General features: G+C 33.4%; 25 protein-coding genes and 4 pseudogenes. 24 read left to right on the top strand and 5 right to left on the bottom strand.

What is annotated here, in order from left to right; genetic code table 11:
- Positions 1–11: 11 nt before the first annotated feature.
- The 6 genes from JFU18_RS03550 (at position 12) to JFU18_RS03525 (ending at position 6,068) form a co-directional block, all read left to right on the top strand.
- Entirely contained in the window at positions 12–1,295 is a 1,284-nt protein-coding gene (locus JFU18_RS03550) for a PTS sugar transporter subunit IIC (RefSeq protein WP_201033775.1), read from the top strand.
- A gap of 78 nt (positions 1,296–1,373) precedes the next feature.
- Complete coding sequence (locus JFU18_RS03545; protein ID WP_002136308.1) at positions 1,374–1,640, top strand: hypothetical protein; 267 nt, start codon at positions 1,374–1,376, stop codon at positions 1,638–1,640.
- A 21-nt stretch (positions 1,641–1,661) separates the two neighbouring features.
- The gene (gene anmK, locus JFU18_RS03540) at positions 1,662–2,813 is read left to right on the top strand and encodes an anhydro-N-acetylmuramic acid kinase AnmK (RefSeq protein ID WP_201033776.1); all 1,152 of its coding nucleotides are present in this window, start codon (positions 1,662–1,664) and stop codon (positions 2,811–2,813) included.
- 18 nt (positions 2,814–2,831) lie between these two features.
- Positions 2,832–3,731, top strand: a complete 900-nt coding sequence (locus JFU18_RS03535; RefSeq protein WP_061689423.1) for a BadF/BadG/BcrA/BcrD ATPase family protein — start codon at positions 2,832–2,834, stop codon at positions 3,729–3,731.
- Positions 3,732–3,866: 135 nt separating this feature from the next.
- Positions 3,867–4,415, top strand: a complete 549-nt coding sequence (gene plsY, locus JFU18_RS03530) for a glycerol-3-phosphate 1-O-acyltransferase PlsY (RefSeq protein ID WP_201033777.1) — start codon at positions 3,867–3,869, stop codon at positions 4,413–4,415.
- Positions 4,416–4,484: 69 nt separating this feature from the next.
- The gene (locus JFU18_RS03525) at positions 4,485–6,068 is read left to right on the top strand and encodes an aminotransferase class V-fold PLP-dependent enzyme (RefSeq protein ID WP_201050251.1); all 1,584 of its coding nucleotides are present in this window, start codon (positions 4,485–4,487) and stop codon (positions 6,066–6,068) included.
- A gap of 127 nt (positions 6,069–6,195) precedes the next feature.
- Here the strand turns inward: JFU18_RS03525 and JFU18_RS03520 are convergent, their stop codons facing one another.
- A complete protein-coding gene (locus JFU18_RS03520; protein ID WP_002127410.1) occupies positions 6,196–6,333 on the bottom strand; it encodes a DUF3956 domain-containing protein in 138 nt (45 codons plus the stop codon).
- Between the two features lie 343 nt (positions 6,334–6,676).
- Here JFU18_RS03520 and JFU18_RS03515 point away from each other — a divergent pair, with 343 nt between their 5' ends.
- Positions 6,677–6,889: a hypothetical protein gene (locus tag JFU18_RS03515; protein ID WP_000416118.1), complete on the top strand. Its 213-nt coding sequence runs from the start codon at positions 6,677–6,679 to the stop codon at positions 6,887–6,889.
- A gap of 247 nt (positions 6,890–7,136) precedes the next feature.
- Here JFU18_RS03515 and JFU18_RS03510 read toward each other — a convergent pair whose 3' ends face one another.
- On the bottom strand, positions 7,137–7,466 hold the full coding sequence (locus tag JFU18_RS03510) for a YkvA family protein (protein WP_201033778.1): 330 nt from the start codon (positions 7,464–7,466) through the stop codon (positions 7,137–7,139).
- Between the two features lie 218 nt (positions 7,467–7,684).
- On the opposite strand from JFU18_RS03510, the gene JFU18_RS03505 reads away from it, so the two are divergent.
- The 4 genes and pseudogenes from JFU18_RS03505 to JFU18_RS03490 all read left to right on the top strand — a co-directional run.
- On the top strand, positions 7,685–7,942 hold the full coding sequence (locus JFU18_RS03505; RefSeq protein WP_201050250.1) for a hypothetical protein: 258 nt from the start codon (positions 7,685–7,687) through the stop codon (positions 7,940–7,942).
- Positions 7,893–8,901: pseudogene (locus JFU18_RS30305) on the top strand (N-acetylmuramoyl-L-alanine amidase); the annotation flags it as partial. The gene JFU18_RS03505 and the pseudogene JFU18_RS30305, both read left to right, overlap by 50 nt.
- Positions 8,902–8,943: 42 nt before the next feature.
- Positions 8,944–9,735, top strand: coding sequence for an exosporium leader peptide-containing protein (locus JFU18_RS03495; protein ID WP_033733145.1), 792 nt, complete (start codon positions 8,944–8,946; stop codon positions 9,733–9,735).
- A 66-nt stretch (positions 9,736–9,801) separates the two neighbouring features.
- Positions 9,802–10,003: pseudogene (locus JFU18_RS03490) on the top strand (N-acetylmuramoyl-L-alanine amidase); the annotation flags it as partial.
- 216 nt (positions 10,004–10,219) lie between these two features.
- Here JFU18_RS03490 and JFU18_RS29750 read toward each other — a convergent pair.
- Positions 10,220–10,408 (bottom strand): annotated as a pseudogene (locus JFU18_RS29750) (hypothetical protein); the annotation flags it as partial.
- A gap of 18 nt (positions 10,409–10,426) precedes the next feature.
- On the opposite strand from JFU18_RS29750, the gene JFU18_RS03485 reads away from it, so the two are divergent.
- The 4 genes from JFU18_RS03485 to JFU18_RS03470 all read left to right on the top strand — a co-directional run bounded on the left by JFU18_RS03485 (position 10,427) and on the right by JFU18_RS03470 (position 13,743).
- On the top strand, positions 10,427–10,696 hold the full coding sequence (locus JFU18_RS03485) for a hypothetical protein (protein ID WP_201033256.1): 270 nt from the start codon (positions 10,427–10,429) through the stop codon (positions 10,694–10,696).
- A gap of 73 nt (positions 10,697–10,769) precedes the next feature.
- The gene (locus JFU18_RS03480) at positions 10,770–12,134 is read left to right on the top strand and encodes a DEAD/DEAH box helicase (protein ID WP_201033779.1); all 1,365 of its coding nucleotides are present in this window, start codon (positions 10,770–10,772) and stop codon (positions 12,132–12,134) included.
- A 366-nt stretch (positions 12,135–12,500) separates the two neighbouring features.
- Positions 12,501–13,211 carry a class I SAM-dependent methyltransferase gene (locus JFU18_RS03475; RefSeq protein ID WP_201033259.1) on the top strand — a complete coding sequence of 237 codons (711 nt, stop codon included), beginning with the start codon at positions 12,501–12,503 and terminating at the stop codon, positions 13,209–13,211.
- Between the two features lie 118 nt (positions 13,212–13,329).
- Positions 13,330–13,743 (top strand): VOC family protein, encoded by a 414-nt coding sequence (locus tag JFU18_RS03470; RefSeq protein ID WP_137059925.1) that lies wholly within the window; start codon positions 13,330–13,332, stop codon positions 13,741–13,743.
- A gap of 176 nt (positions 13,744–13,919) precedes the next feature.
- On the opposite strand, the pseudogene JFU18_RS03465 reads toward JFU18_RS03470, so the two are convergent.
- A pseudogene (locus JFU18_RS03465) lies at positions 13,920–14,551 on the bottom strand (type 1 glutamine amidotransferase family protein).
- 272 nt (positions 14,552–14,823) lie between these two features.
- Between JFU18_RS03465 and JFU18_RS03460 the strand changes: the two are divergent.
- The 5 genes from JFU18_RS03460 to spoIISB all read left to right on the top strand — a co-directional run bounded on the left by JFU18_RS03460 (position 14,824) and on the right by spoIISB (position 17,759).
- Positions 14,824–15,300: a MarR family winged helix-turn-helix transcriptional regulator gene (locus JFU18_RS03460; RefSeq protein ID WP_002017049.1), complete on the top strand. Its 477-nt coding sequence runs from the start codon at positions 14,824–14,826 to the stop codon at positions 15,298–15,300.
- 153 nt (positions 15,301–15,453) lie between these two features.
- Positions 15,454–16,191: a 2,3-diphosphoglycerate-dependent phosphoglycerate mutase gene (gene gpmA / locus JFU18_RS03455; RefSeq protein WP_201033260.1), complete on the top strand. Its 738-nt coding sequence runs from the start codon at positions 15,454–15,456 to the stop codon at positions 16,189–16,191.
- A gap of 339 nt (positions 16,192–16,530) precedes the next feature.
- The gene (locus JFU18_RS03450; RefSeq protein WP_201033262.1) at positions 16,531–17,271 is read left to right on the top strand and encodes a type II toxin-antitoxin system SpoIISA family toxin; all 741 of its coding nucleotides are present in this window, start codon (positions 16,531–16,533) and stop codon (positions 17,269–17,271) included.
- A 111-nt stretch (positions 17,272–17,382) separates the two neighbouring features.
- The gene (locus JFU18_RS03445) at positions 17,383–17,508 is read left to right on the top strand and encodes a hypothetical protein (RefSeq protein ID WP_000588712.1); all 126 of its coding nucleotides are present in this window, start codon (positions 17,383–17,385) and stop codon (positions 17,506–17,508) included.
- Between the two features lie 74 nt (positions 17,509–17,582).
- Positions 17,583–17,759: a stage II sporulation protein SB gene (spoIISB, locus tag JFU18_RS03440; RefSeq protein ID WP_002017052.1), complete on the top strand. Its 177-nt coding sequence runs from the start codon at positions 17,583–17,585 to the stop codon at positions 17,757–17,759.
- Positions 17,760–17,778: 19 nt separating this feature from the next.
- Here spoIISB and JFU18_RS03435 read toward each other — a convergent pair whose 3' ends face one another.
- Complete coding sequence (locus JFU18_RS03435; RefSeq protein WP_201033323.1) at positions 17,779–18,168, bottom strand: YxeA family protein; 390 nt, start codon at positions 18,166–18,168, stop codon at positions 17,779–17,781.
- Positions 18,169–18,420: 252 nt separating this feature from the next.
- Here JFU18_RS03435 and JFU18_RS03430 point away from each other — a divergent pair, with 252 nt between their 5' ends.
- The 4 genes from JFU18_RS03430 to JFU18_RS03415 all read left to right on the top strand — a co-directional run bounded on the left by JFU18_RS03430 (position 18,421) and on the right by JFU18_RS03415 (position 23,221).
- Positions 18,421–19,890, top strand: coding sequence for an aminoacyl-histidine dipeptidase (locus JFU18_RS03430; protein ID WP_201033781.1), 1,470 nt, complete (start codon positions 18,421–18,423; stop codon positions 19,888–19,890).
- A 359-nt stretch (positions 19,891–20,249) separates the two neighbouring features.
- On the top strand, positions 20,250–20,399 hold the full coding sequence (locus JFU18_RS03425; protein WP_201033782.1) for a hypothetical protein: 150 nt from the start codon (positions 20,250–20,252) through the stop codon (positions 20,397–20,399).
- A gap of 682 nt (positions 20,400–21,081) precedes the next feature.
- A complete protein-coding gene (locus JFU18_RS03420) occupies positions 21,082–21,741 on the top strand; it encodes a CatB-related O-acetyltransferase (RefSeq protein WP_201033783.1) in 660 nt (219 codons plus the stop codon).
- A gap of 718 nt (positions 21,742–22,459) precedes the next feature.
- On the top strand, positions 22,460–23,221 hold the full coding sequence (locus tag JFU18_RS03415) for an ABC transporter ATP-binding protein (protein ID WP_201033784.1): 762 nt from the start codon (positions 22,460–22,462) through the stop codon (positions 23,219–23,221).
- Positions 23,222–23,229 lie beyond the last annotated feature (8 nt).

Genomic DNA, 23,229 nt, shown 5'->3' with positions numbered 1-23,229 from the left:
GGGGAAGCGTTATGAATAAGTTTGTCACGTTTCTTGATAAAAACTTATCTGGACCGATGGCAAGGCTTTCTGAACAGAGGCATTTACAAGCAATCCGTGATGGAGTTATTTCGGCGTTACCATTTATTATCGTAGGGAGTTTCTTTTTAATAGTAGCATTTCCACCATTACCGAAAGATAGTTTCATATCAGTTTGGGCATTGAAAAATCAAACAAGTATATTAATACCATATCGTTTAACGATGTTTATTATGTCTTTATATATAGCATTTGGTATAGGATACAATTTAGCGAAAAGTTATAAGTTAGATGCTTTATCAGGGGCACAGTTAGCAGTATGCTCACTACTTTTAACATTGACGCCCGAATTAATCGATAAAAAAGGATTTATGCTTCCGATGACAAATCTCGGGGGGCATGGATTATTCGTAACGATGATCGTATCTATTTTATCAGTAGAGATTTTAAGATTTTGTAAGACGAAAAATGTAATGATTAAAATGCCAGAACAAGTACCGCCGTCTGTTTCACGTTCGTTTGAAGCACTTGTACCTGCTGCATTCGTAATTATTTTAATGAGTTTAGTAACTGTCGTTTTTAGTATTGATTTACATCATGTAGTTGATAAATTAGCGGCACCGTTAGTAAAAGCTGGTGATAGTTACTTCGGTGTAATCATTCCAGTATTTTTAATTACATTTTTTTGGTCATTCGGAATCCATGGTGTGTCGGTTGTTGGAACTGTTGCCCGGCCATTATGGGAAGTATATTTAGGGAAAAATGGTGAAGCAGTTGCTAGTGGAGCAGATCAGTTGCCATTCATATCACCAGAGCCGTTATACCAATGGTTTATATGGATTGGTGGTTCTGGTGCGACGTTAGGGCTTGTATTAGCTATGATTGTATTTGGTCGATCAAAATATTCGAAAGCATTATCAAGAACTTGTATTGTTCCTGGTATTTTTAATATTAATGAACCTGTTATTTTCGGATTACCGATTGTACTAAATCCAATTTTAATTATCCCGTTTATCATTACACCACTCGTAACAGCAACTGTTGCATATTCAGCAACTGCGATGGGATTTGTAACGCCAACACATATTATGCCGCCGTGGACATTACCAGCTCCAATTGGCGCGTATTTAGCCACAGGTGGAGATTGGCGTGCAGTGGTATTAGTTTTTATAAATATAGCAATATCATTCCTTATTTACCTACCATTCTTTAAAATGTACGACAAAAACATGCTTGAAATTGAGAAAAATGGTGATGGGGAAGCTGTTAATCCGTAAGTTTTATATTTTATTTTTGAGTGATAGGCATTTTGTCTATCACTTCTTTCACATTAAGTCCAGAGAGGGTGAAATAGAATGAATATAAAATTTAGCTATAAAGGTGTATTTTTATTGTTATTTGGAGTGATATGTGCAAATTTACTTTTCGTACCTTTATTAAGAATGCTAAATCTATCACAAATGCATAGTATATGGCTCGTTACAAGCTTTGCGGCAAGTATTCTGCTTACGGTAGTTGTTTCTTTCATTGATGGATCGTTTGCATCGAAAGCACAGTTGTTTTTTAGATTTATATTGTTTTCTGTAGGTTGTACGTTGTTTACTTACATAATTGTTTTTTAGTGAATAGGGGGCATGCATATTATGTATATTGCAGGGATAATGTCCGGTACATCGTTAGACGGAATAGATGTAGCGCTCGTTCATGTAGAAGGAAACGGTGTAGATTCTAAAGTCGAACTCATTCATTTTACTACTGTTCCATTTTGTAAGGATATAAAAAATGAGATACTGCAGGCTTTATCAATTGATACATCTAATGTTCAATTGATATGCATTTTGAACTTTAAGCTTGGTTTATGTTTTGCCAATGCTGTGGAGGAAGTTTGTAAAAAGGCTGATTTGTCATTGGAACAATTAGATTTAATAGGTTCTCACGGACAAACGATTTATCATCAGCCAAAGCAAGAAGGCAATAGTATTTCTTCGACATTGCAAATTGGAGAACCAGCAATTATAGCATATGAAACGAACACTACGGTTATCTCTAATTTTCGAACGATGGATATGGCAGCAGGGGGACAAGGTGCACCACTTGTGCCATATTCAGAGGTCATTTTGTATCGTCATCAAACTAAAAATAGATTACTACAAAATATTGGCGGAATCGGTAATGTTACAGTAGTACCAAGTCATCTAAGTGATAAGAGTGTTATTGCTTTTGATACTGGCCCAGGAAATATGGTAATCGATGATGTATGTCAAAGATTATTTCAGTTGCCATATGATCAAAATGGTAGGATTGCAAAACAAGGAGTAGTTGTAGATGAAATTTTGACATATTGTATGAACCATCCATTTTTGAAAATGAATCCACCGAAATCAACTGGTAGAGAACAGTTTGGAGAAGAGTTTGTAAGTGAATTATTGAAGCGGTTTGAAAAGCATGGTAAAGAAAATCTTTTGACGACTGTCACGATGTTTACAGCAAGTTCAATTGTTCATCATTATAAGGAGTTTATTCTGCCGTATTATGAAATCGATGAAGTAATTTTAGGTGGTGGGGGCAGTTATAATCGTACACTTGTTGAAATGATACGAAATGGATTGAAGGAAGAAAGGTGCGCGATATTCATTCAAGAAGATATAGGCTATTCTTCAGAGGCGAAAGAAGCAATTGCCTTTGCGATATTAGCAAACGAAACGCATCATCGTAATCCGAGTAATGTGCCGAGCGCAACAGGTGCAAAGCAATCTGTAGTTTTAGGGAATATAACATTCCCTCCAATAAGATGATGAAAATGAGGCGAACATATGAAGTATATGATTGGAGTAGATGGTGGGGGCACGAAGACAGAAGCAATTGCATTTGATCAAGACGGAAACGAAGTTGTAAGAGGTACGAGTGGGTTTGGAAATATATTAATAGATTATGAAAAAGCAGTTTCGCATATTATGGAGGCGATCGATCAATGCAAGAAAGCTTTAATAGATGGGCACTGCGTTTGTATTTGTTTAGGGTTAGCGGGTATAAGTGGAGCGAATACAAATGAATTAACATTACGATTAATAAAGAAATATGAAACGAAAATTGAAGTTTTTAATGACGCAATGATTGCACATGCAGCTGCTTTAAAAGGTAAGAATGGAATATTAACTATAGGTGGTACAGGTGCGATTTGTATAGGAAAGAAAGACGAAGTGTACGAGTATAGCGGTGGATGGGGACATATTTTAGGGGATGAGGGAAGCGGTTATTGGATTGCGTTACAAGGTTTAAAGAGAATGGCAAATCAATTTGATCAAGGAGTTAGACTTTGTCCATTAAGCTTAAGGATTCAAGACGAGTTTCGACTTTTAACATCATCTCATATAAAAAGACTAGTATATAGTTCTTCAAAAGATAAAGTTGCAGCAATTGCACCATTAATTATAGAGGAAGCGAGGAATGGGAATGATGATGCACATAAAATTATTCTGCAAGCGGCTAAGGAATTAACGATAATTACGGTGAATATTTACAACAAGATGCAGTTTGATTTATCACCTTTAATTGCAGTAAGTGGCAGTATATTGCGTTTCGTTCCTGAGATATATGCTGAATTTAAGAAATGCTGTGAGAAAAGTATGGGAGAAGTTATATTCGTATCACCATCAGAAATGGCAGTGAAAGGAACATATCATTTAATGAAGGGTGTATATTTTATAAAATAGAAGTATGAGAATTTTTGTATGATTTGTAAAAATATGATGTTAAAATATACAAAGGGATGTAAAGCAAGAAAAAGTACAATATGCATAGTCATTGAATATTGTATAAGTACTCCCATGTAGAAAGTGAATGATTACATGATTAATAGTATGCAATTTTTGTATTTGGTGGCTTCTTATTTATTTGGAAACATATTGACCGCTTATATAGTAACGAAATGGAAACATAATGTTGATATTCGTGAAGAAGGAAGTGGTAATCCTGGCGCAAGAAATATGGGGCGCGTATATGGAAAGTGGTCTTTCGTCGCTACATTTTTAGGTGATGCGATCAAAGGGGCAATCGTAGTTTCTATTGCAAAATACCTTTTCGAAGATTCTACATTGGTAATGTTAGCTTTACTGGCTGTTATACTTGGACATATTTACCCAATTTTATTTAAAGGCAAGGGCGGAAAAGGCATTTCAACATTTATTGGAGGGTTAATTGCATTTGATTATTTGATAGCGCTTACTCTTATTGCTGTTTTCATTATATTTTATTTAATCTTTAAAGGATTTACTAAGCCCGGACTAATTACAATCGCTTGTTTACCAGTTTGCATGATTTTGTATTCTTACTCTATTGTTACGACTATTTTAAGTGTACTTATCATTGTACTTATTTTATATGTAAATCGAGAATGAAATGAACTTTTAATAAGTGGAGTTAATCTCCACTTATAATTTTTATTAAATACATAAAGGAGATACAACATGGGGTTAATTTATAAAGTTGCTGATCAAGCTTGGGAATTTGAAAGTATACATAAATTGAATTATAAAACATTTGTAGAAGAAATTCCGCAACATGAAGAAACGAAAAACCGTTTTCGTATAGATCGATTTCATGAAGAAAATACATATTTAATTTGTTTAGATGGTGAGAAATTAGTAGGTATGGTCGCGGTGCGGGGAAAACGACCATTCTCATTAGATTATAAAATTTCAAATATAGATTTTTATTTACAAGAGCATGGAGAAAAAGTATATGAAATTCGGTTGCTCTCAGTAGAAAGTGAATATCGAAATGGAAGAGCGCTATTAGGCTTAATTCGCTTTTTACATCGTTATTTACTTCTAAATGGATATGAATTGGCACTCATTTCAGCTACAACACGTGAGCTTCCTTTATATGAGCAAATGGGATTCAAATCTTTCCATACGTTAGTTGGTACTGAAGAAGCAGCCTTCCAGCCAATGTATGTTACCCCAGCTATGTTTGAAGAGTCGAGTGTTGGAGGTATTATGACGAAAGAATATACGTTTTTACCTGGTCCAGTGGATATTGAAGAAAATGTTCGAAAGGCATTTTCTACTAAGCCTATTTCGCATCGTTCTAAGTCATTTCAAGTGACGATGGAAAATGTAAAAAAACGATTACTTCAAATAACGAAAGCAAAACGTGTACAACTTATGTTAGGAACAGGAACGTTAGCGAATGATGCAATTGCTTTACAGTTACGTTCATTAAAAGGTAAAGGACTAGTTTTAGCGAACGGGGAGTTCGGTAATAGATTAATTGAGCAGGCAAAACGTGCACATTTAAATTTTGATACGCATAAAAAAGAAATGGCAGAGCCGTTTATTTATACAGAATTAGAAAAAATAATGGCAACTGGAAATTATGAATGGCTTTGGTTTGTTCACCATGAAACATCAACTGGAATGTTAAATAATTTAGAAGAACTAAACATTTTTTGTAAAAAATATCAAATGAAACTATGTGTAGATTGTATAAGCTCAATTGGAGCAATACCAATAAATTTGAAGGATGTATATTTTGCAAGTGGTGTAAGCGGAAAAGCGATTAAATCATATACAGGATTATCTTTCGTTTTTCATAACCACATTGTAAAAGTAAACGAGGCAGTACCTGCTTATATGGACATTGGTATGTACGAAGAAAATGAAAGTATCCCATACTCCCATTCATGGAATTTAATTTATGCATTGCAAGAAGCATTAAAAATATTTGAAGATGAAATGGTATTTAAAAAAATAAAAGAGGCGTATGCTTATATTGAACAAGCTATTAATACTATGGGTTTAAAGTTTGTTTCACCTAAAGATCATGCCGCGCCAATTATAGTTACCATTCAATTAAATGAAGATCAGTCTTCTAAGGCGCTAGGTGATGCGTTAGCGTTACAAGGATATATTGTTCATTATGAATCAGCATATTTACAAAAGAATAACTGGATTCAAATAGCATGTCTGAATCACTATAAAGAACGTGATATGAAGAGGATGTTAAATTGTTTGCAGATGTGTGTGTTAAAGAAAGTTCTTTTAACGTAAATGCTTGTATATTTATTATATAATTTCTACAAGGCTATGAGTCACACTTGCTAAGTGTATAGAAGTGCATTTTTTGACAAGAGTTTAAAAGAGAGCGAAAGCTCTCTTTTAAACTTACTTAAATGAATTACCCACAGATTGGAATACCGAGAACTCTCAAAGCTAGTGCTACTTGAAGAGTAATTTCCAATCTAGCAATTTCGATGCCAGCAACTGTGAGTACTAAAAAAGGTTGGCCGTTTACGAACACAATACAACTTTCCATATATACGCCTCCTTTCTAGTGATCTACTACAGTATATGAATAAAACTATAATACGTTATAGTTGGATTTATGAATTTTATAAAAATAATAGATTTACCCTATGTTTACGAAACAAATGGAGTTTCATAGTGTTAATAATTTAATTGTTAGACAAGGAAGCATCTATAATAAGATGCTTTTTATTATATTTACGTTTCAGCGTGACAATAAATAAAGTTAATCGATGACGAATTGAGAGGGAAATATATTGATAAATATTTGTATGAGGTAAACTAAGAAGGTTTTAGAAAAAAGAAAAGGAATTTTTATACTTGTAACATAAAAATTCTAGGGGGATGTTAATATGGAAAAAACTATGATGGTAGAAACAACAAACATGATGATGTCTATGGAAAAAATGATGTGTGAAATGAAGTGTATGAAAATGATGATGAATAACATGATGCAAATGGATGTAGAAATGGATAAGGCAATGATGGTGAAAATGAATGAATGTGATGAAATGATGAAGACTACTATGTCTATGATGAAAGCGATGAAAGAGAAATGTTGTTGAAGTAGCAAAGTATAGCGTAAAATGATGATGATCTTGTAAATTTAAATTAGTAAAGAGCCTGTTTTAGTTGGTAAATTAAAATAGGCTCTTTTAACTATTGTTCAAAAATAAATTGAGTTGACAAAAAAGAACTAAAAGATTATTTTAGTTCTTTTTTCTGTATTAACACTGTTCAAATCATTTGTTTAAAAGCTATAGATGATGGTTAGGCAGTGAGAAAAGACAAGTAAGAGCCTATCTTTCTTCGTTAAATGTGTGCTGAAGTAAATAATGATTCCATTTTTACTTTGCTCTTTTCTCGAATTTCACTGTCCGCATGGCGCATTACAAATTTATGCGCTATAGCGATTGCTAAAACATCATCTAATAAGCCGATCCCAATAATAGCAGCTATATCTGGAATGAAGTCGATTGTTAATACGTAATAGGATAAAGCGGCTAATATTATGAATTTCGCTTTAGTAGGTAACCCTTTTTTTCTCATTGTGTAGTATAAAATAATACTTTCATATACGCTTGATTTCCCGAGGTTTGCTGAGCTTTTTTTGAATTTTTTCCAAAGTGTCTGTTTCTCCATATAAACACTCCTTTTACAAAAACATAGATTTTTTAAAAGGATGGACAAAGAAGCGAAAGAATAATCAATTTTATTGTTTTTTCTTATTGTATATTTCGATATTTATAAGCGAATACCTGTTCAAAATAAAACAATGCTTGTTAAGCGGATACGAATATGGAGATGGATGAAGAGAAAATCTGTTTTGGAAAGCAAATAAGTTTCCGATAGAGGTTTCAATGAATTATTTGCGTTCTGCAACGAAGGCAGAAAAAACTTTTGATTTCTTAATACCGACTATCTTGACAATAATTATTAGATTGTTTATAGCGTATATGAATCCGAATACAACAATAATATTGAAAGGAATTAAGGATATAAATAATCAATCACTTACATTCATTCCAATTTTAGCTGGTTTTAATATAGCTAATTACCTCGTTCCTTATGATTCTAGTACTTGCTGGTTCATTTGCTACAAGTATTTTTGCGGATAGAACGTTTTTTATCCCTAATTTACCAAAACAATCATATCGTTTTTGCATAGGTGTTTATGAGGGCGTAGTAGCTCATAGTACAGCGACTTCTGAAATATTCAAAAGTATGAATCTCGTACATGAAGAAACGCATTTGTTCAATATGCTGTTGATTGAGATGAAACAATCCAAATCGCTAATATAAAATACATTGCATATGGCGGTGGACCTGCTGCTAATAAACGATTTGTACATGTAGAGTTATGTGAAACAGCAGACCATACAAAGCTCGAGCGTTCATATGAAAAATACGTAAAACTTTTAGTGGAAATCTTAAAAGATAACAAGTTATCTGTAGGAAAAGGATTGTGGATTCACTACGATGTGATTAAATACCTTGGCGGTACAGATCATGAAGATCAACTTGATTATTTAAAATCTCATGGGGGATCAGGAGCTCAATCCCGTGCTGATGTACAACGCGCATACAATAATTCTAGTGTGGATGTTTCTGTACCTGAAAGCCACCTAAACCAACAGAAGTACCAACAGCTGTAACCGATGGTATAGCTTATATTAAAGGCTACAACGTTAATTTACGTAAAGGACCAGACACAAGCTATTCTAAGATTCGTCAACTAAATAAATCAGAAGCTTATGTTGAATGGGGCGAAAAGCCTGGTTGGTTAAACCTTGGTGGAGAGCAATGGATTAAGAACAATCCATCCTATGTGAAGTTTAGTAAGAAAAGTACAGTAGATTCTTCTATTGTAGGAAAGCGTGTTGTTTCTAAAGTTAATATTCTACGTTTCTATGATGCTCGATCTTGGCAGGATAAAGACGTGGATGGTTTTGTAGATGTAGGTGAACTATTTACAATTTTTAGGAAGTTAAATATGGAAGGTTCAGTACAATTTAAGGCGCACAATAGTATAGGGAAAACATATTATATTACGATCAATGAAGTTTATGTATTTGTAACTGTATTACTACAGTATAGTACACTCATAGGAGGTAGTTATGTGTTTGATAAAAATGAAATACAAAAGATAAATGGGATACTTCAAGCTAATGCATTAAATCCAAATTTAATTGGCCCTACACTTCCCCCAATCCCACCATTTACTTTACCCACAGGTCCAACAGGAGGGACAGGCCCAACGGGAGTAACGGGTCCAACAGGAGTAACGGGTCCAACAGGAGTAACGGGTCCAACGGGAGTAACGGGTCCAACGGGGGTAACGGGTCCAACAGGAGTAACGGGTCCAACGGGAGTAACGGGTCCAACAGGAGAGACAGGCCCAACAGGAGGAACTGAAGGTTGTCTTTGTGATTGCTGTGTTTTACCTATGCAAAGCGTTTTACAACAACTTATTGGAGAAACTGTTATTCTTGGCACTATTGCAGACACACCCAACACGCCCCCGCTTTTCTTTCTATTTACTATCACTTCTGTGAATGATTTTTTAGTTACAGTTACAGATGGCACCACAACCTTTGTGGTCAATATATCTGATGTAACAGGGGTAGGTTTTTTACCACCAGGACCACCTATTACATTACTTCCACCTACCGATGTAGGATGCGAGTGTGAATGTCGTGAACGACCAATTAGACAATTACTGGATGCGTTTATCGGATCTACAGTAAGTCTTTTAGCAAGTAATGGTTCTATTGCAGCAGATTTTAGCGTGGAACAAACAGGACTTGGGATAGTACTAGGGACATTACCTATAAATCCAACTACAACCGTTAGGTTTGCAATTTCAACTTGTAAAATTACAGCTGTGAATATAACCCCTATTACGATGTAGTCTATTTCTTTCAGAAGTATCTGTTGCTACTCGATAAGAAAAGCACAGTTTATTTGTCCACCTTGAAAACGTATTGTTTTCAAAGTGGACAATCTACGTTTCTAGGATGCTCCATCTTGGAAATATAAAGATGGAGCTGGTTCTGTAGATGCAGGGATTTATGATTGATGCAAAAGTGAGTGTCAATGGTTCGCCACAGTACAAAGCACACAGCAGTAAAGGGAAAACATACTATGTTGTTGCAAATGAAGCCTATTTATTCATCTAACGCACTATACCTTCATGAGTAATTAACCATGCCCCCTTATTCTTTCTATATCCTTCATTTGTAAAGTTCTTACTACTATATTATTGGCGTACAATATATGGCTAAATGTATCTAAATGGTTTTCTAAACGTACAAAATTCCCAAATTGATATGGTAAGGCTATAAAAATTATAATGAAAAATAATAAATATCTCTAATGCACTATTAGGATTTTTCCATTTTATATTGCAAACCATCTTTCTGAAAGATAAGCTCATATGCTAAATCAAAATGAAGGTTATATAATGCTTTCGTATTACATATTAAATTGTAGAACTTAGTTCCTTGATGTACATATTGGTGTAATTTATTTTGAATTGGTGAAACAATGATTTTTAAAATTACGTTAATATCTTCATTAAAGAAGTTATAGGAGGGAATAACTTGGGCTCATTATTTGATGTAATAGCAGATGTTATTTTATTTTATCCTCGAAATGATATGAAATTAAAACATTATATCGCAAAATTAAGTGAATTAGAGTGGTTTCGAAGGTTACACGAAGATCCGAAGTATACAAGTTTAATTTGGAGTAATAGAAAAATTAAAAAGTATATTTTGACTTCTGCAAATATAGAAGCATTAATAAAATCCGAGAAAAAACAAAAAGAATTTGTTCATCTAGTACAGGATGAATATAAAAAAAGAAGATAAGAATTTTTTTATTTTTCATATTTGGCGAAACAAATGGTACAATGAAAGCTAGTGTGAAAAATAAGGAAAAGAAGTGGTCTATTTGAAAAACTTTTTAGAATTAGGAATTAGTGAAACTTTTAATCATACATTACGTGAAAATGGAATTACAGAAGCAACACCGATTCAGGAGAAGGCAATTCCTGTTATTATGTCAGGTAAAGATATTATTGGGCAGGCGAAAACAGGAACGGGTAAAACGTTAGCATTCGTGTTACCGATTTTAGAAAAAATCGATCCAGAGTCTAGTGATGTTCAGGCTTTAATTGTTGCACCAACAAGGGAACTAGCACTGCAAATTACAACTGAAATTAAAAAAATGCTTGTTCAAAGAGAAGATATTAATGTACTAGCGATATATGGCGGACAAGATGTAGCACAACAATTGAGAAAATTAAAAGGTAATACACATATTGTTGTAGCGACACCAGGACGATTATTAGATCATATACGACGTGAAACAATTGATTTAAGTAATCTTTCAACGATTGTACTAGATGAAGCAGATCAAATGCTTTATTTCGGATTCTTATATGATATTGAAGATATTTTAGATGAGACACCTGATAGTAAACAAACGATGTTATTCTCAGCAACGATGCCAAAAGATATTAAAAAATTGGCGAAACGTTATATGGAAGAGCCGCAAATGATTCAAGTACAAAGTGAAGAAGTAACGGTAGATACAATTGAGCAGCGTGTCATTGAGACGACAGATCGTGCAAAGCCAGATGCACTTCGTTTTGTTATGGATCGTGATCAGCCATTTTTAGCAGTTATTTTCTGTCGTACAAAGGTTAGAGCAAGTAAGCTTTATGATGATTTAAAGGGACTTGGTTATAATTGTGCTGAACTTCATGGTGATATACCTCAAGCGAAACGTGAAAGAGTCATGAAGAGTTTCCGCGAAGCTAAAATTCAGTACTTAATTGCGACTGATGTAGCAGCTCGTGGACTTGATGTAGATGGTGTAACGCACGTATTTAACTTTGATATCCCTGAAGATGTAGAAAGTTATATTCACCGCATTGGCCGAACAGGACGTGCAGGTGGATCAGGTCTTGCAATTACGTTCGTTGCCACGAAAGATGAAAAACATTTAGAAGAAATTGAAAAAACGCTTGGTGCACCAATACAAAGAGAAATAATCGAACAACCGATGATAAAAAATGTAGATGAAAATGGAAAACCGGTACAAAAGCCGGCTCCAAAGAAATCAGGTCAATATCGTCAAAGAGATAGCCGTGAAGGTTCAAAAAGTGGTTCAAGACGCGATTCGGGAAATAACTCAAGAAGTGATTCAAGAAATAATTCGAGAAATGAAAACAACCGATCATTTAATAAGCCAAGTAATAAGAAAAGTAGTACAAAGCAAGGTCAGCAAAGACGTGGCCGTTAAATCTTAAAATAGTAATCGGGATAAAGAGGGTTGTTATTATTTGTCGATAAGTTGATAAATAATAACAATCACCGATAAAATTTCAGATATGATTGTAAATCATTTTATTTATTAGATAGACAAAAAAGAGTCGCGAAAAATTGCGGCTCTTTTTTGTTCTTTATTTTGAAATTAGTATATACACGATAAGTTCGATTTATGAAGCAATTTAATTTCATTTACCGTAATAAAAGTAATTTTAAACATTTATTAAGAAAATAAAAAATGTTTGCGGAGCTCCTTTATTAATGGGGAGCTTTTCTTTTGTTTAAACTATCTGACGTGTTATTATAAAATTATTCTGAATTTTTAACAGGAGGCGTTTTAATGAAAAGTGAAACGTTACATACACAAGAAGATATTTTGAAGATGATGGATACTTTATTAAGACCCGCAGTACCATTTTGGAATGAATTTTACACGAATAGAGAAAAAGATGTTCCGTTTTTTGAAAATGTTCCAGATGAGAATCTAGTTTCGTATATACAAAAAGAGAGTGTTTCAAAAGGGAAAGTATTAGAACTTGGATGTGGTCCAGGAAGAAATGCAATTTATTTAGCGAAACAAGGGCTTGATGTAACAGCCGTAGATTTGTCTATAGAAGGAATTAATTGGGCCAAAGAGAGGGCGTTAGAAAACGGAATAGAAATACAATTTGTTTGTGAATCGATTTTTAATTTGGATTTTCAAGATGAATATGATTTTGTATATGATTCCGGTTGCTTGCATCACATTCCACCACATAGAAGAATGAATTATGTTGATCTAGTTAAAAACTCATTAAAATCGGGTGGTTATTTCGGATTAACATGTTTTGCAGCAGGTGATTTGAATGAGCGAAATGGATCGGAAATAACGGACTGGGATGTGTATAGAGGATGGAGTTTGCAAGGTGGTCTTGCATATTCAGAAGAAAAGTTAAGAGAGATATTTAAAGAATTTGAAGTAATTGAAATTAGAAAAATGAAGCAAATTGAACAACCAAATAATATGTTTGGAGAATCATTTCTTTGGACAGCATTATTTAAGAAGAAATAAAACATAGATAATTGACAAACTCATCGTTTTTATAGACAATACACTTATAAGAATATACGTTCGGTTTCATTGTCCGATGTATGTTTTGCATAAATACATAACAAGGGGATGTCTCTAAATGGGTAACACAAATCAAAAAATCACTACGTTTTTAATGTTTGAGGGCAAAGCTGAGGAAGCAATGAATTTTTACACATCGCTATTTAATCAATCAGAAATTGTAAGTATCTCTCGTTATGATGAGAATGGACCAGGTAAAGAGGGAACTGTAATTCATGCAACTTTTACGCTAAATGGACAAGAGTTCATGTGTATTGATAGTTATGTAAAGCATGATTTTACATTCACTCCAGCTATGTCTCTTTATGTAACTTGTGATACGGAAGAGGAAATCGAAACAGTTTTTAATAAACTAGCACAAGATGGAAAAGTTCTTATGCCTTTAGGTTCATATCCGTTTAGTAACAAGTTTGGCTGGTTAAATGATAAGTATGGTGTGTCTTGGCAGTTAACTCTTGCTGGAGATGAATAATTAAAATAATATGGTGATATTAATGTTATAAAAAATAAAAGGGATGATACAAGATAAATATGTATCATCCCTTTTATTTTTTGTTTTACAACCGTCATCGGTTGTATTTATAACGACTTTAGGGGTGCTTTTTAAGTTTTTTATATAATATAAAACTGCTAATTTAATTTTTCAGCTTATCTAGTAATTGAATTCATTAACTGGAAGAAGTATTCAGGCTTATAAGTCTTATTTAGGTTATACCATGAATGTAACGTATCTGGTGCAAATACATCAATTTTTTCAATACTTCCATTGCAAATTCCAGAGGAGCTACTCCTGATGCAGTAATCAAATTTTCATCACATACTGCAGGTTCCATCTTATAAAGTTGTTCTCCTTTATAATTAGGACAAACCATTTTAATATATTCTAAATCATTGCTTGTATGTTTTCTAGAATCTAGGTATCCAAAATTCGCTAACCCCTCAGTTGCACCACAAATGGCAGCAACAATAGTGCCGAGTTTTAACGCTTCACCAATTTTTTTTAAGATAGGGTGATGAATGCTTTCCCCCCAAGTAGTCCCTCCAGGTAAAACTAAAAGATCGTTACTCTCAAGAGTACATTCATCCAGGGAAATATCTGGCTTTATGCTCAGTCCTCCCATCGTAGTAATAATTTCATTATTAGCTCCTACTGTAACTACCTTTAAAGGGGCTAACTCTTTTTTGAAATATCTTCCTGAGTTTAGTTCTGCAATTAAATGTCCATATTCCCAGTCTGACATCGTATTAAATACATAAAGATAAACTTTTTTTGTTTGCATACAATAACACTCCAATCACAATTGAGTTTTTCAAAAAAATTAATAAATAAATTTTACAATATTTATTATTTGAATTTAACCTATTTCCTTAAGAATTCTTTAAAAAATAATTTGGATACTTTATTTGAAGGTATGGTTTACGAATTAAACAACCTTCAAAAAATATAATAGTTGAAATTTATTGGTTTTAGAATGAAGAAATTAGGCTCAATATACCAACTTAATTATTCATAATTGAGTTGTGGTATAATTTACATACAGGGGGAAAGTAGATGACACAACATAAAGAAGAGCAAATGAATGAGGCATTAGCATTATTTTACTTTGCATATAAAACTTTTACAGAAAAACCAGATGAAATAATAAAAGAGTATAGTATACAGCGTGTACATCATAGAATTCTGTTTTTTATCGCTCGTTTTCCAGGGCTTAGTGTAAATGAACTGCTATCACTTTTAGAAATAAGTAAACAAGCTCTTCACGGACCGTTGCGCCAACTGTTAGATAAAGGACTTATTGAGAGTAATGAAGCTGCACATGATCGTCGTGTGAAACAGCTGTCTTTAACAGAAGAAGGAACAGACTTAGAGAAAAAACTGAGCGATGTTCAAAGAGAACAAATGGGAGCTATTTTCTCACAGTTTGGCGAATCATGTGAAGAAAATTGGCATCAAGTTATGAATGAAATGGCAAATAGCCGTTCAGGATTTGATGCATGGACGTCTAAGCGTGAAATACCAGTAGAATAAAAGATAGAAACAGTATCTTGTTTTGTAGTTTGGAAAATCATAAATTTTTATCTGTATATTTGGCAACTATGGATAAAAAATTCACATTGCCAAAAACTTTATATGTGTACGTATTGAAATTTTAAAATTCATATTTCCGAGAGGGGAATTATAATGATAAAACTTGTACTCATTCGTCACGGACAAAGTTTGTGGAATCTTGAAAATCGATTTACAGGATGGACAGATGTGGATTTATCAAAGAATGGATTAAGTGAAGCGAGAGAAGCAGGAACAATATTAAAAAAGAATGGATATACATTTGATGTTGCGTATACCTCGGTACTAAAACGAGCAATTCGTACATTATGGATTGTACTGCATGAAATGGATCTCACTTGGGTCCCTATACATAACTCATGGAAGTTGAATGAACGCCACTATGGTGCACTACAAGGATTGAATAAAGACGAAACTGCAAAAAAATATGGAGATGAACAAGTTCATATTTGGAGAAGAAGTATAGATGTGAGACCGCCTGCACTTACTGAAGATGATTCTCGATATGAGGCGAACAATCCAAGATATAAAACGTTAAAAAAAGATGAATTCCCATTGACTGAATGTTTAGAGGATACGGAGAAAAGAGTAGTTGATTATTGGCATTCAGAAATTGCACCGTCATTAAAAAGTGGTGAAAAAGTAATTATTTCATCGCACGGTAATACAATTCGTTCGCTAGTGAAATACTTAGACAACCTTTCAAGTGATGGTGTGGTTTCATTAAATATTCCAACTAGCATTCCGCTTGTTTATGAGTTAGATGAAAAATTACGTCCGATTCGTCATTATTACTTAAGTATGGATGGAGAAGTACCTGAAGGGGAAATTCCGAAACATATATCTTTTTAACATGAAAATTTGAAACGCATGCTTGTCTACATATACAATGTAGATTCATGATAAAGTGAAACTTTAATCAGTGGAGGGTGTTCATCCCGCACTGATTATTAGCCTTCACCAATCGGGCTTTTATGGGCAGTTGATCCCTCACCTAACGTCTTTGCTTTCGCTGAATTTTGAGGTGGGGGGGTCTTACTGCCCGTTAATGCGGGATAAAAGACGTGGCCTGCTTCTAATGTATATGCGATGTTGCTAACTTTAGAAGGTTGTCCACGTCTTTTGTCATAAAGAGAGCTGTTTGTGCATGTAATGGTATCGTGAGTAGTTTTGGAATGGAGGGTGATGTGATTGACGATCTCTAACATTCGAATTGGCTTATTTATTTTAGCAATCGTCTTTATTGTTCTTGTTTTCTTTTATTGGAGAAATGAAGAGTTGTACGAGGAGAAGAAACAACGAATTCGAAAAACGTGGTACGGTTTGTTCATAACATCAGTCACAGTTTATTTCACGATAAAAGGAATAGATTTAACCCTCTGGAAAAATCTTTTAATGTTTACTGCGATGGTAATTTTCGTTGATATTGCATTCATTTTGACACCAAATATTTCAGAAATATGGGGCGCAAAATTCAGCGATATTGGAAAGACGGTCCAATCAATTAAAAGGTCATTAATTGCTTCAAAAGCAAGAGGAGAAATATATACGACAATTATTCAAAATGTGAATCCAACAGCCTTTGGGACAATGGAATGGCAAATGGAAGAGGAATATACAAAAAGCTTAAACGCATTTTTAGATTCATATGGGGAAAAGATTGGTGCGAAAATTGTTGTATTTGAAGCGGTGAAGGAATTAAATACAAACTTTCGTGGTATCCGCTCTCAATTTAGTATTATTGTTCCATTAGAACACATCGAGCAATTGAATGAGCAGAAAGCGGTGCAAGTAGAAAATGTCGGAATTATACCAGCAAAAATAGTTAGTGATGTTTTCATTGTTATTGATGGGAAGAAAAATAACCTTCAAGATCGAGATTTTGAAAATGTATATAATTTAACAATTCATCATAGTTATTTTAGTAAATAAGGACAGAATTTTTTCTGTCCTTTTCACCTATACATAAAGGGAGAACAAATTCAGACAAGCTTGTATAAAATTGGACAATCATTCCTACACTAGCACGTAGAGGTGATTGTAGTGATAAAAGATTATGACAATGATTTTTTTAAAGAAGATAATGAAGATACAACAGATTTCTCTTTAATAAAAGGAGATACTTTGCAGCAAGTAGAAGAGTTAGAAGAAGAATTAAAAAGAAAATGATACGTGTACACTCTGTCTGCATTTGCTATATAATATAAATAAAAGGTTGTATCTTTTTGAAAAGGGGAGAAGAGATGGCAGAAGTAAATGCTCAAAAATCTTCGTTTTTTAAAACTAAAAAAGAAGAATCAAATACAGATTTCTCTCTTGTGAAAGGTGCATTAACAGAAAATATAAATCGTTTAGAAAAACTTATGGATAGTAATAGTTCGAAATATGCTCGAGTGAAAAAAATAAAGGAAAATGCATAAGAGCATTTTCCTTTATTTTTTATTTTGCATTAAACTTTTCTTTTACTTTTAAAGGTAAATCCGCTTTTTGAATTTCTTCATAGGATTTTACTTCAATCGATGATATTTCATTTTTATCTTTATTTTCTTGGTCTACATACATGCACAAAAATGCCTTTTCATTTAATTTTTGATCGTTTGATTGTTTTTTACTTCTAAATGTAATTTGTTTTCTTACTCCATCTTCATCATATGCCGGCAATGTGTAGTTCCGTAAGTTCCTACCTTCTATCTTTTCAATAAACCCTTCACCTTTTATCTGTACGTAATATACATCCTTACCGATTCTATTTAGAGAAGCTCTTTCGCACCCGATAGTTAAGTTGCAAAATAATAAACTTAGTGTAATAACAGATGAAATTTTTTTCATTTTCATTTATATACTTTAAATTAGGTATTTAAAGTATACGGTTATTTTTTTAATAGAAAAATCGATTTTGATTACAGCACTCTTACAATCTTGTAAGAGTATAGCTTTTTTATACTAAATTAAAAAATATAAGGATGGAATGAATAGGTTATAATGAATTTTTGAAATCTTAAAATAAAAGTAAAATAATGAATCATGGTATAATAATAAAGGACGTACATATTATTTTGTCAATTGGAGAGGAGCTTAAAAATGTATTCTACTTTAGAACAATTAACAAAGCACCCTGTATTTTATCATTTTGCAGAAATTTCAAAGATTCCTAGAGGATCAGGTAATGAAAAAGAAATTAGTGATTACTTAGTGAGTTTCGCAAAGGAACGTAATTTAGAAGTTATTCAAGACGAAGCGTTAAATGTCATTATAAAAAAAGAAGCTACTTCTGGTTATGAGAATGTTCCAGCTATTATCATTCAGGGGCACTCTGATATGGTGTGTGAAAAAAACCAAGCGACAGTTCATGATTTTGAGAAAGATCCAATTGAATTAAGAATTATTGGAGATATGTTATATGCAAACGAAACTACTTTAGGTGCTGATAATGGTATTGCCGTTGCATATGCATTAGCATTATTAGATTCAACAGACATCCCACATCCAGCTTTAGAAGTTGTTATTACAACTGAAGAAGAAACGACAATGGGCGGTGCATTCGCTGTTGATTCAAATCATTTTGACGGAAAAATATTTATTAATATTGATTCTGAAGAAGATCATAAATTACTAGTGAGTAGCGCAGGTGGTGCGAAAGCAGTTGAAACGATTTCAGTGATTTGGGATGAAGCGTCAGTAGATATGGACACATACCGACTATATGTTGGGGGACTTAAAGGTGGACATTCTGGTTTGGAAATTGATAAACAACGCGGTAATGCGAATAAAGTATTAGGACGAGTTTTACGTGATTTATCACTTCACATTCAGTTTAATATGAGTGAAGTTCATGGCGGCTTAAAAACAAATGCAATTCCGCGTGAAAGTGTAGCTACAATTTTATTACGTGCAGAAGATGTACAGCAAGTAGAAGAAAAACTAAAATCATGGACACGTATGTTACAAGAAGAGCTACGTGCTGTTGATCCGGATGTTCATGTTTCACTTACAAAAGTAGAAGAAAAGGCGGAAAAAGTCTTTTCTAAAGAAACACAAAAACAGCTTATTTCTTCATTATTCTTAATTCCAAATGGTATACAAAGTATGAGCATGGATATTAAAGGTCTTGTAGAAAGCTCAACTAATTTAGGAGTTATTCAAACACTGCAAGATGAGATTAAATTACGAAGCGAAGTGAGAAGTTCTGTAAGTAGCTTAAAACAACATATTGTAGATGAAATTAGGTATATTGCGGAATTAGTAGGGGCAACATTTGAAAAAGAGTCTGAATATCCAGAGTGGCCATATAATCCTAATTCGCCTATCCGTAATTTATTCGAAAAAGTGCACCAAGAAAAATACAGCAAAGATGCTGAAATCTTCGCAGTACATGCAGGAATTGAGTGCAGTGTATTTGTTCAAAAAATGCCTGAGTTAGATGCTATTTCATTCGGTCCAGATATCTTTAATGTTCACACTCCAGATGAACATATTAGTATTTCTTCTGTTGTGAATAATTGGGGATTTTTCGTTGATGTAATGCAGGGAACGAAAGAATTAGCTAAGTAATAAAAGACGGAATAAAAAGCAGCCTAAATTTATAGGTTGCTTTTTTGTATAGAATTTTATGTGAAGCAAAATAATGGCCAAGAAATTTACCTATTGTTGATTTAAAATAAAGTTTGATAAAAAGATCTATTTTGCAGAGTATCTCTTTCTTCAACAATCGGGCCATTTAATTGAATAAGACTACACAAAAAGTCGCTTTCCCGTACCTAAGGAAAACGACTTTTTAGATTGGTTTTTCCCTTATTATCAAGCTTTTTACTTTAAGTTCCTTTGACTAATAAGGTTTACTTCAGTAAAATAAGGTATATTATATTTGTTGAATAGATTCTCTTTAAAGACAAGAAAAGTAGGTGAACAAAGTGGGGAAATATCAATTGGATTACAAAGGTCAGGCAGCTGTGGCAAAGTTTCATGAAAAACAGACGCCTGCCAAATTTGATAAAAAGCAGCAACTTGAAAAATTGCGTGCGGAGTATTTGAAAAACAAGCAAAAACAAACAGATAAATAATACGTTATGTTTTTCTGAATTTTCTTTATGTAATGCATACAAACACAAGAAAATAGGTAAGTTATTCATCGTTCAAATATATACAGGCTATTTTTTCAAACCTCTTACTTAATGAACTAAAAAGTCGATTCCTTGAGATGGGAATCGGCTTTTTTAATAAGTGACATTTCCTTAGCGTTGTAAATCCGCATTTTCCTGATACTACCCCAAGAAGTAATTGAGGATAATGTATCTACCACAGTCGGGCGCTTTAATTGAGTAAGGTTCACAAAAATTATCAAACTTTTTCTATTCGCTCTTTTATCAAGGTTTATTAAGTTAATTTAATCAAACTTTATTCAAAAGCTACACCTATGTAAAGTTCTACTGTAATATTATACCCCCCTTGATAAGGAGAAAGTATTACTACACAAGTGTCATGTGAATTTCATGTACCGTAATTTAAATAAAAAAATAAAGAGTTTCAAAAAAATATAAAATGGTTTTCTTGTCCGCACTCTCGGATTTATTATAACTTGGTTAATTTGACTTGTGTAATTTATTACGTTATGATTTTTCATTATAACTGAAAGGCTTGAAGATAATGATTCGTCGTTTGAAAAAGTTTAAAAATGTCGCTGTCGTATTAAGCTTCTAAGTAAATTGCAAAAATCTACAATACTTAGAAGCGAGGAATATAGTTATGAAGCATCCATTATTTAATCATTGGTCTGAAACAAAGTATTTAAAAGATATAGTAACAAATCCACTCATTGAAGTAGGAGAGTACTCCTATTATTCAGGGTATTATGGAAATCAAAATTTTGAAGATGGTTGTGTAAGGTATTTATGGGGCGATGCTAAGTCCCAAGCACTTTTCAATCCAATTGAACAGATGGGTTGGCATCTTGATAAACTTATTATTGGAAATTATGTTTGTATTGCAAGTGGCGTTATCATTTTAATGGGTGGTAATCATAATCATCACTCAGAATGGATTACAGTGTATCCATTCGCTGAGCAAATAGAACATTCATATGAACCGAAGGGCGATACAATCATTAAAAGTGATGCCTGGATTGGAATGAATGCTATTATAATGCCAGGCGTTACAATCGGTGAAGGTGCTATCGTTGCAGCAGGATCTGTCGTAAGTAAAGATGTTCCGCCATATACGATAGTGGGCGGTAATCCTGCTAAGGAAATAAAGAAACGGTTCACTGATACAGAAATGAATATGCTAATGGAAATGCGTTGGTATGATTGGGATAGAGAGTTGATTGAGAAGGCAATTCCTCTTTTATCTAGTCCAGCCATTGAACCAGTATTTGCTTTTTATAAAAATGAAGTAAAAAATAAATAAATCAGCTAGAAAAACTACATTCAATATAGGATGTAGTTTTTTTATTATTTGTACTAGAAACAATTATGAAATAATCTCCCCATTATGGTTTAGTTTTTATAAATTATCTTAAGAAAAATTAAGAAATATAACCAGTAGTTCTTAATATGTTTTATTTATAATTCAAATGATTACACAAAATTGTTTCTTCATTTTCCCTTCAAGGTGTTCCATCACGAATTACTCGCCCGGAGGTAGAAAAGGTAGCTTATATGTTAGAAGTTTCAGCGATACTCCAAAAGCATCCACCTGAAGTATCTAGTGGGCAGCAACATGTATACTTGTGCATGAGCCAGCCATTATAAAGTTTATAAAGGCTGCAGCAATGATTCTTTTTTGTGAGATGGCGAAAAAGGATTTTTTATGTGCAATTCATTGTGTTTTCTTAACAAAACACCTAGTGCTTTCTTATCTTAAAGGGGAACATATTTATTACTTAGATTGTCTATTACATGTATTACTAAAAATGGATATTCAAATTAAATACAATAAACCCCGTTTGATACCTATTTTTATGTATTACAAAAGTATGAAAGGACTTATTATTTTGAAAAATAAAAGGATGTGTATTGGTGGTGGACAAGTTTAATACTTTTACAGATGAAGCATTGCAAGTGGAAACGAAAAAGACATAACTCAAACAGTAGCTTATCAATCATACAAACGTAGGAGGATATATATGACGAAACCAGTTGTAGACGTGAAAAACGTTCAAAAAGTGTACGGTAAAAAAGCTGAGAATCAATCACACGCATTAAAAGGTGTTTCATTCTCGATTCAAGAGGGGGAGTTTGTCGGTATTATGGGGCCATCTGGTTCTGGCAAAACAACATTATTAAATGTAATTTCGACACTTGATAAAGCGACAGGTGGTGTTATTGAAATTGCAGGAACGGATATTACGAAAATGAAACAAGGTGAGCTTTCAGATTTCCGTTCACAAAAATTAGGGTTCATTTTCCAAGATTTTAACTTATTAGAGAACTTATCTATTTATGAAAACATTGCACTTCCACTTTCCCTTCAAGGTGTTCCATCACGAAATATTGGGCCGAAAGTAGAAAGGGTAGCTGATATGTTAGGAATTTCAGCAATACTTCAAAAGTATCCATCTGAAGTATCTGGTGGACAGAAACAGCGTTCAGCAGCAGCACGTGCACTTGTGCATGAGCCGACAATTATTTTAGGGGACGAGCCAACAGGAGCTCTTGATTCTAAAAATGCAACAAGTTTACTTGATGCAATGACAAACTTAAATAAAGAGCAAGGTGTATCTATTATGATGGTTACACATGATCCATACAGTGCAAGTTACTGTCAGCGTATTTTATTCATTCAAGATGGTGAGTTATATAAAGAAATTCACCGTAATGGTACACGTGAAGAGTTTTACAAAGAAATTTTAGACGTGCTTGCAGACTTAGGCACACAAAAAGCATAAGAAAGGAG

The organism is Bacillus sp. TH22 (assembly GCF_016651015.1).
GTDB lineage: Bacteria > Bacillota > Bacilli > Bacillales > Bacillaceae_G > Bacillus_A > Bacillus_A mycoides.
Note: the sequence above shows the minus strand (reverse complement) of the source record. Positions and strands in the feature narration are given on the sequence as shown.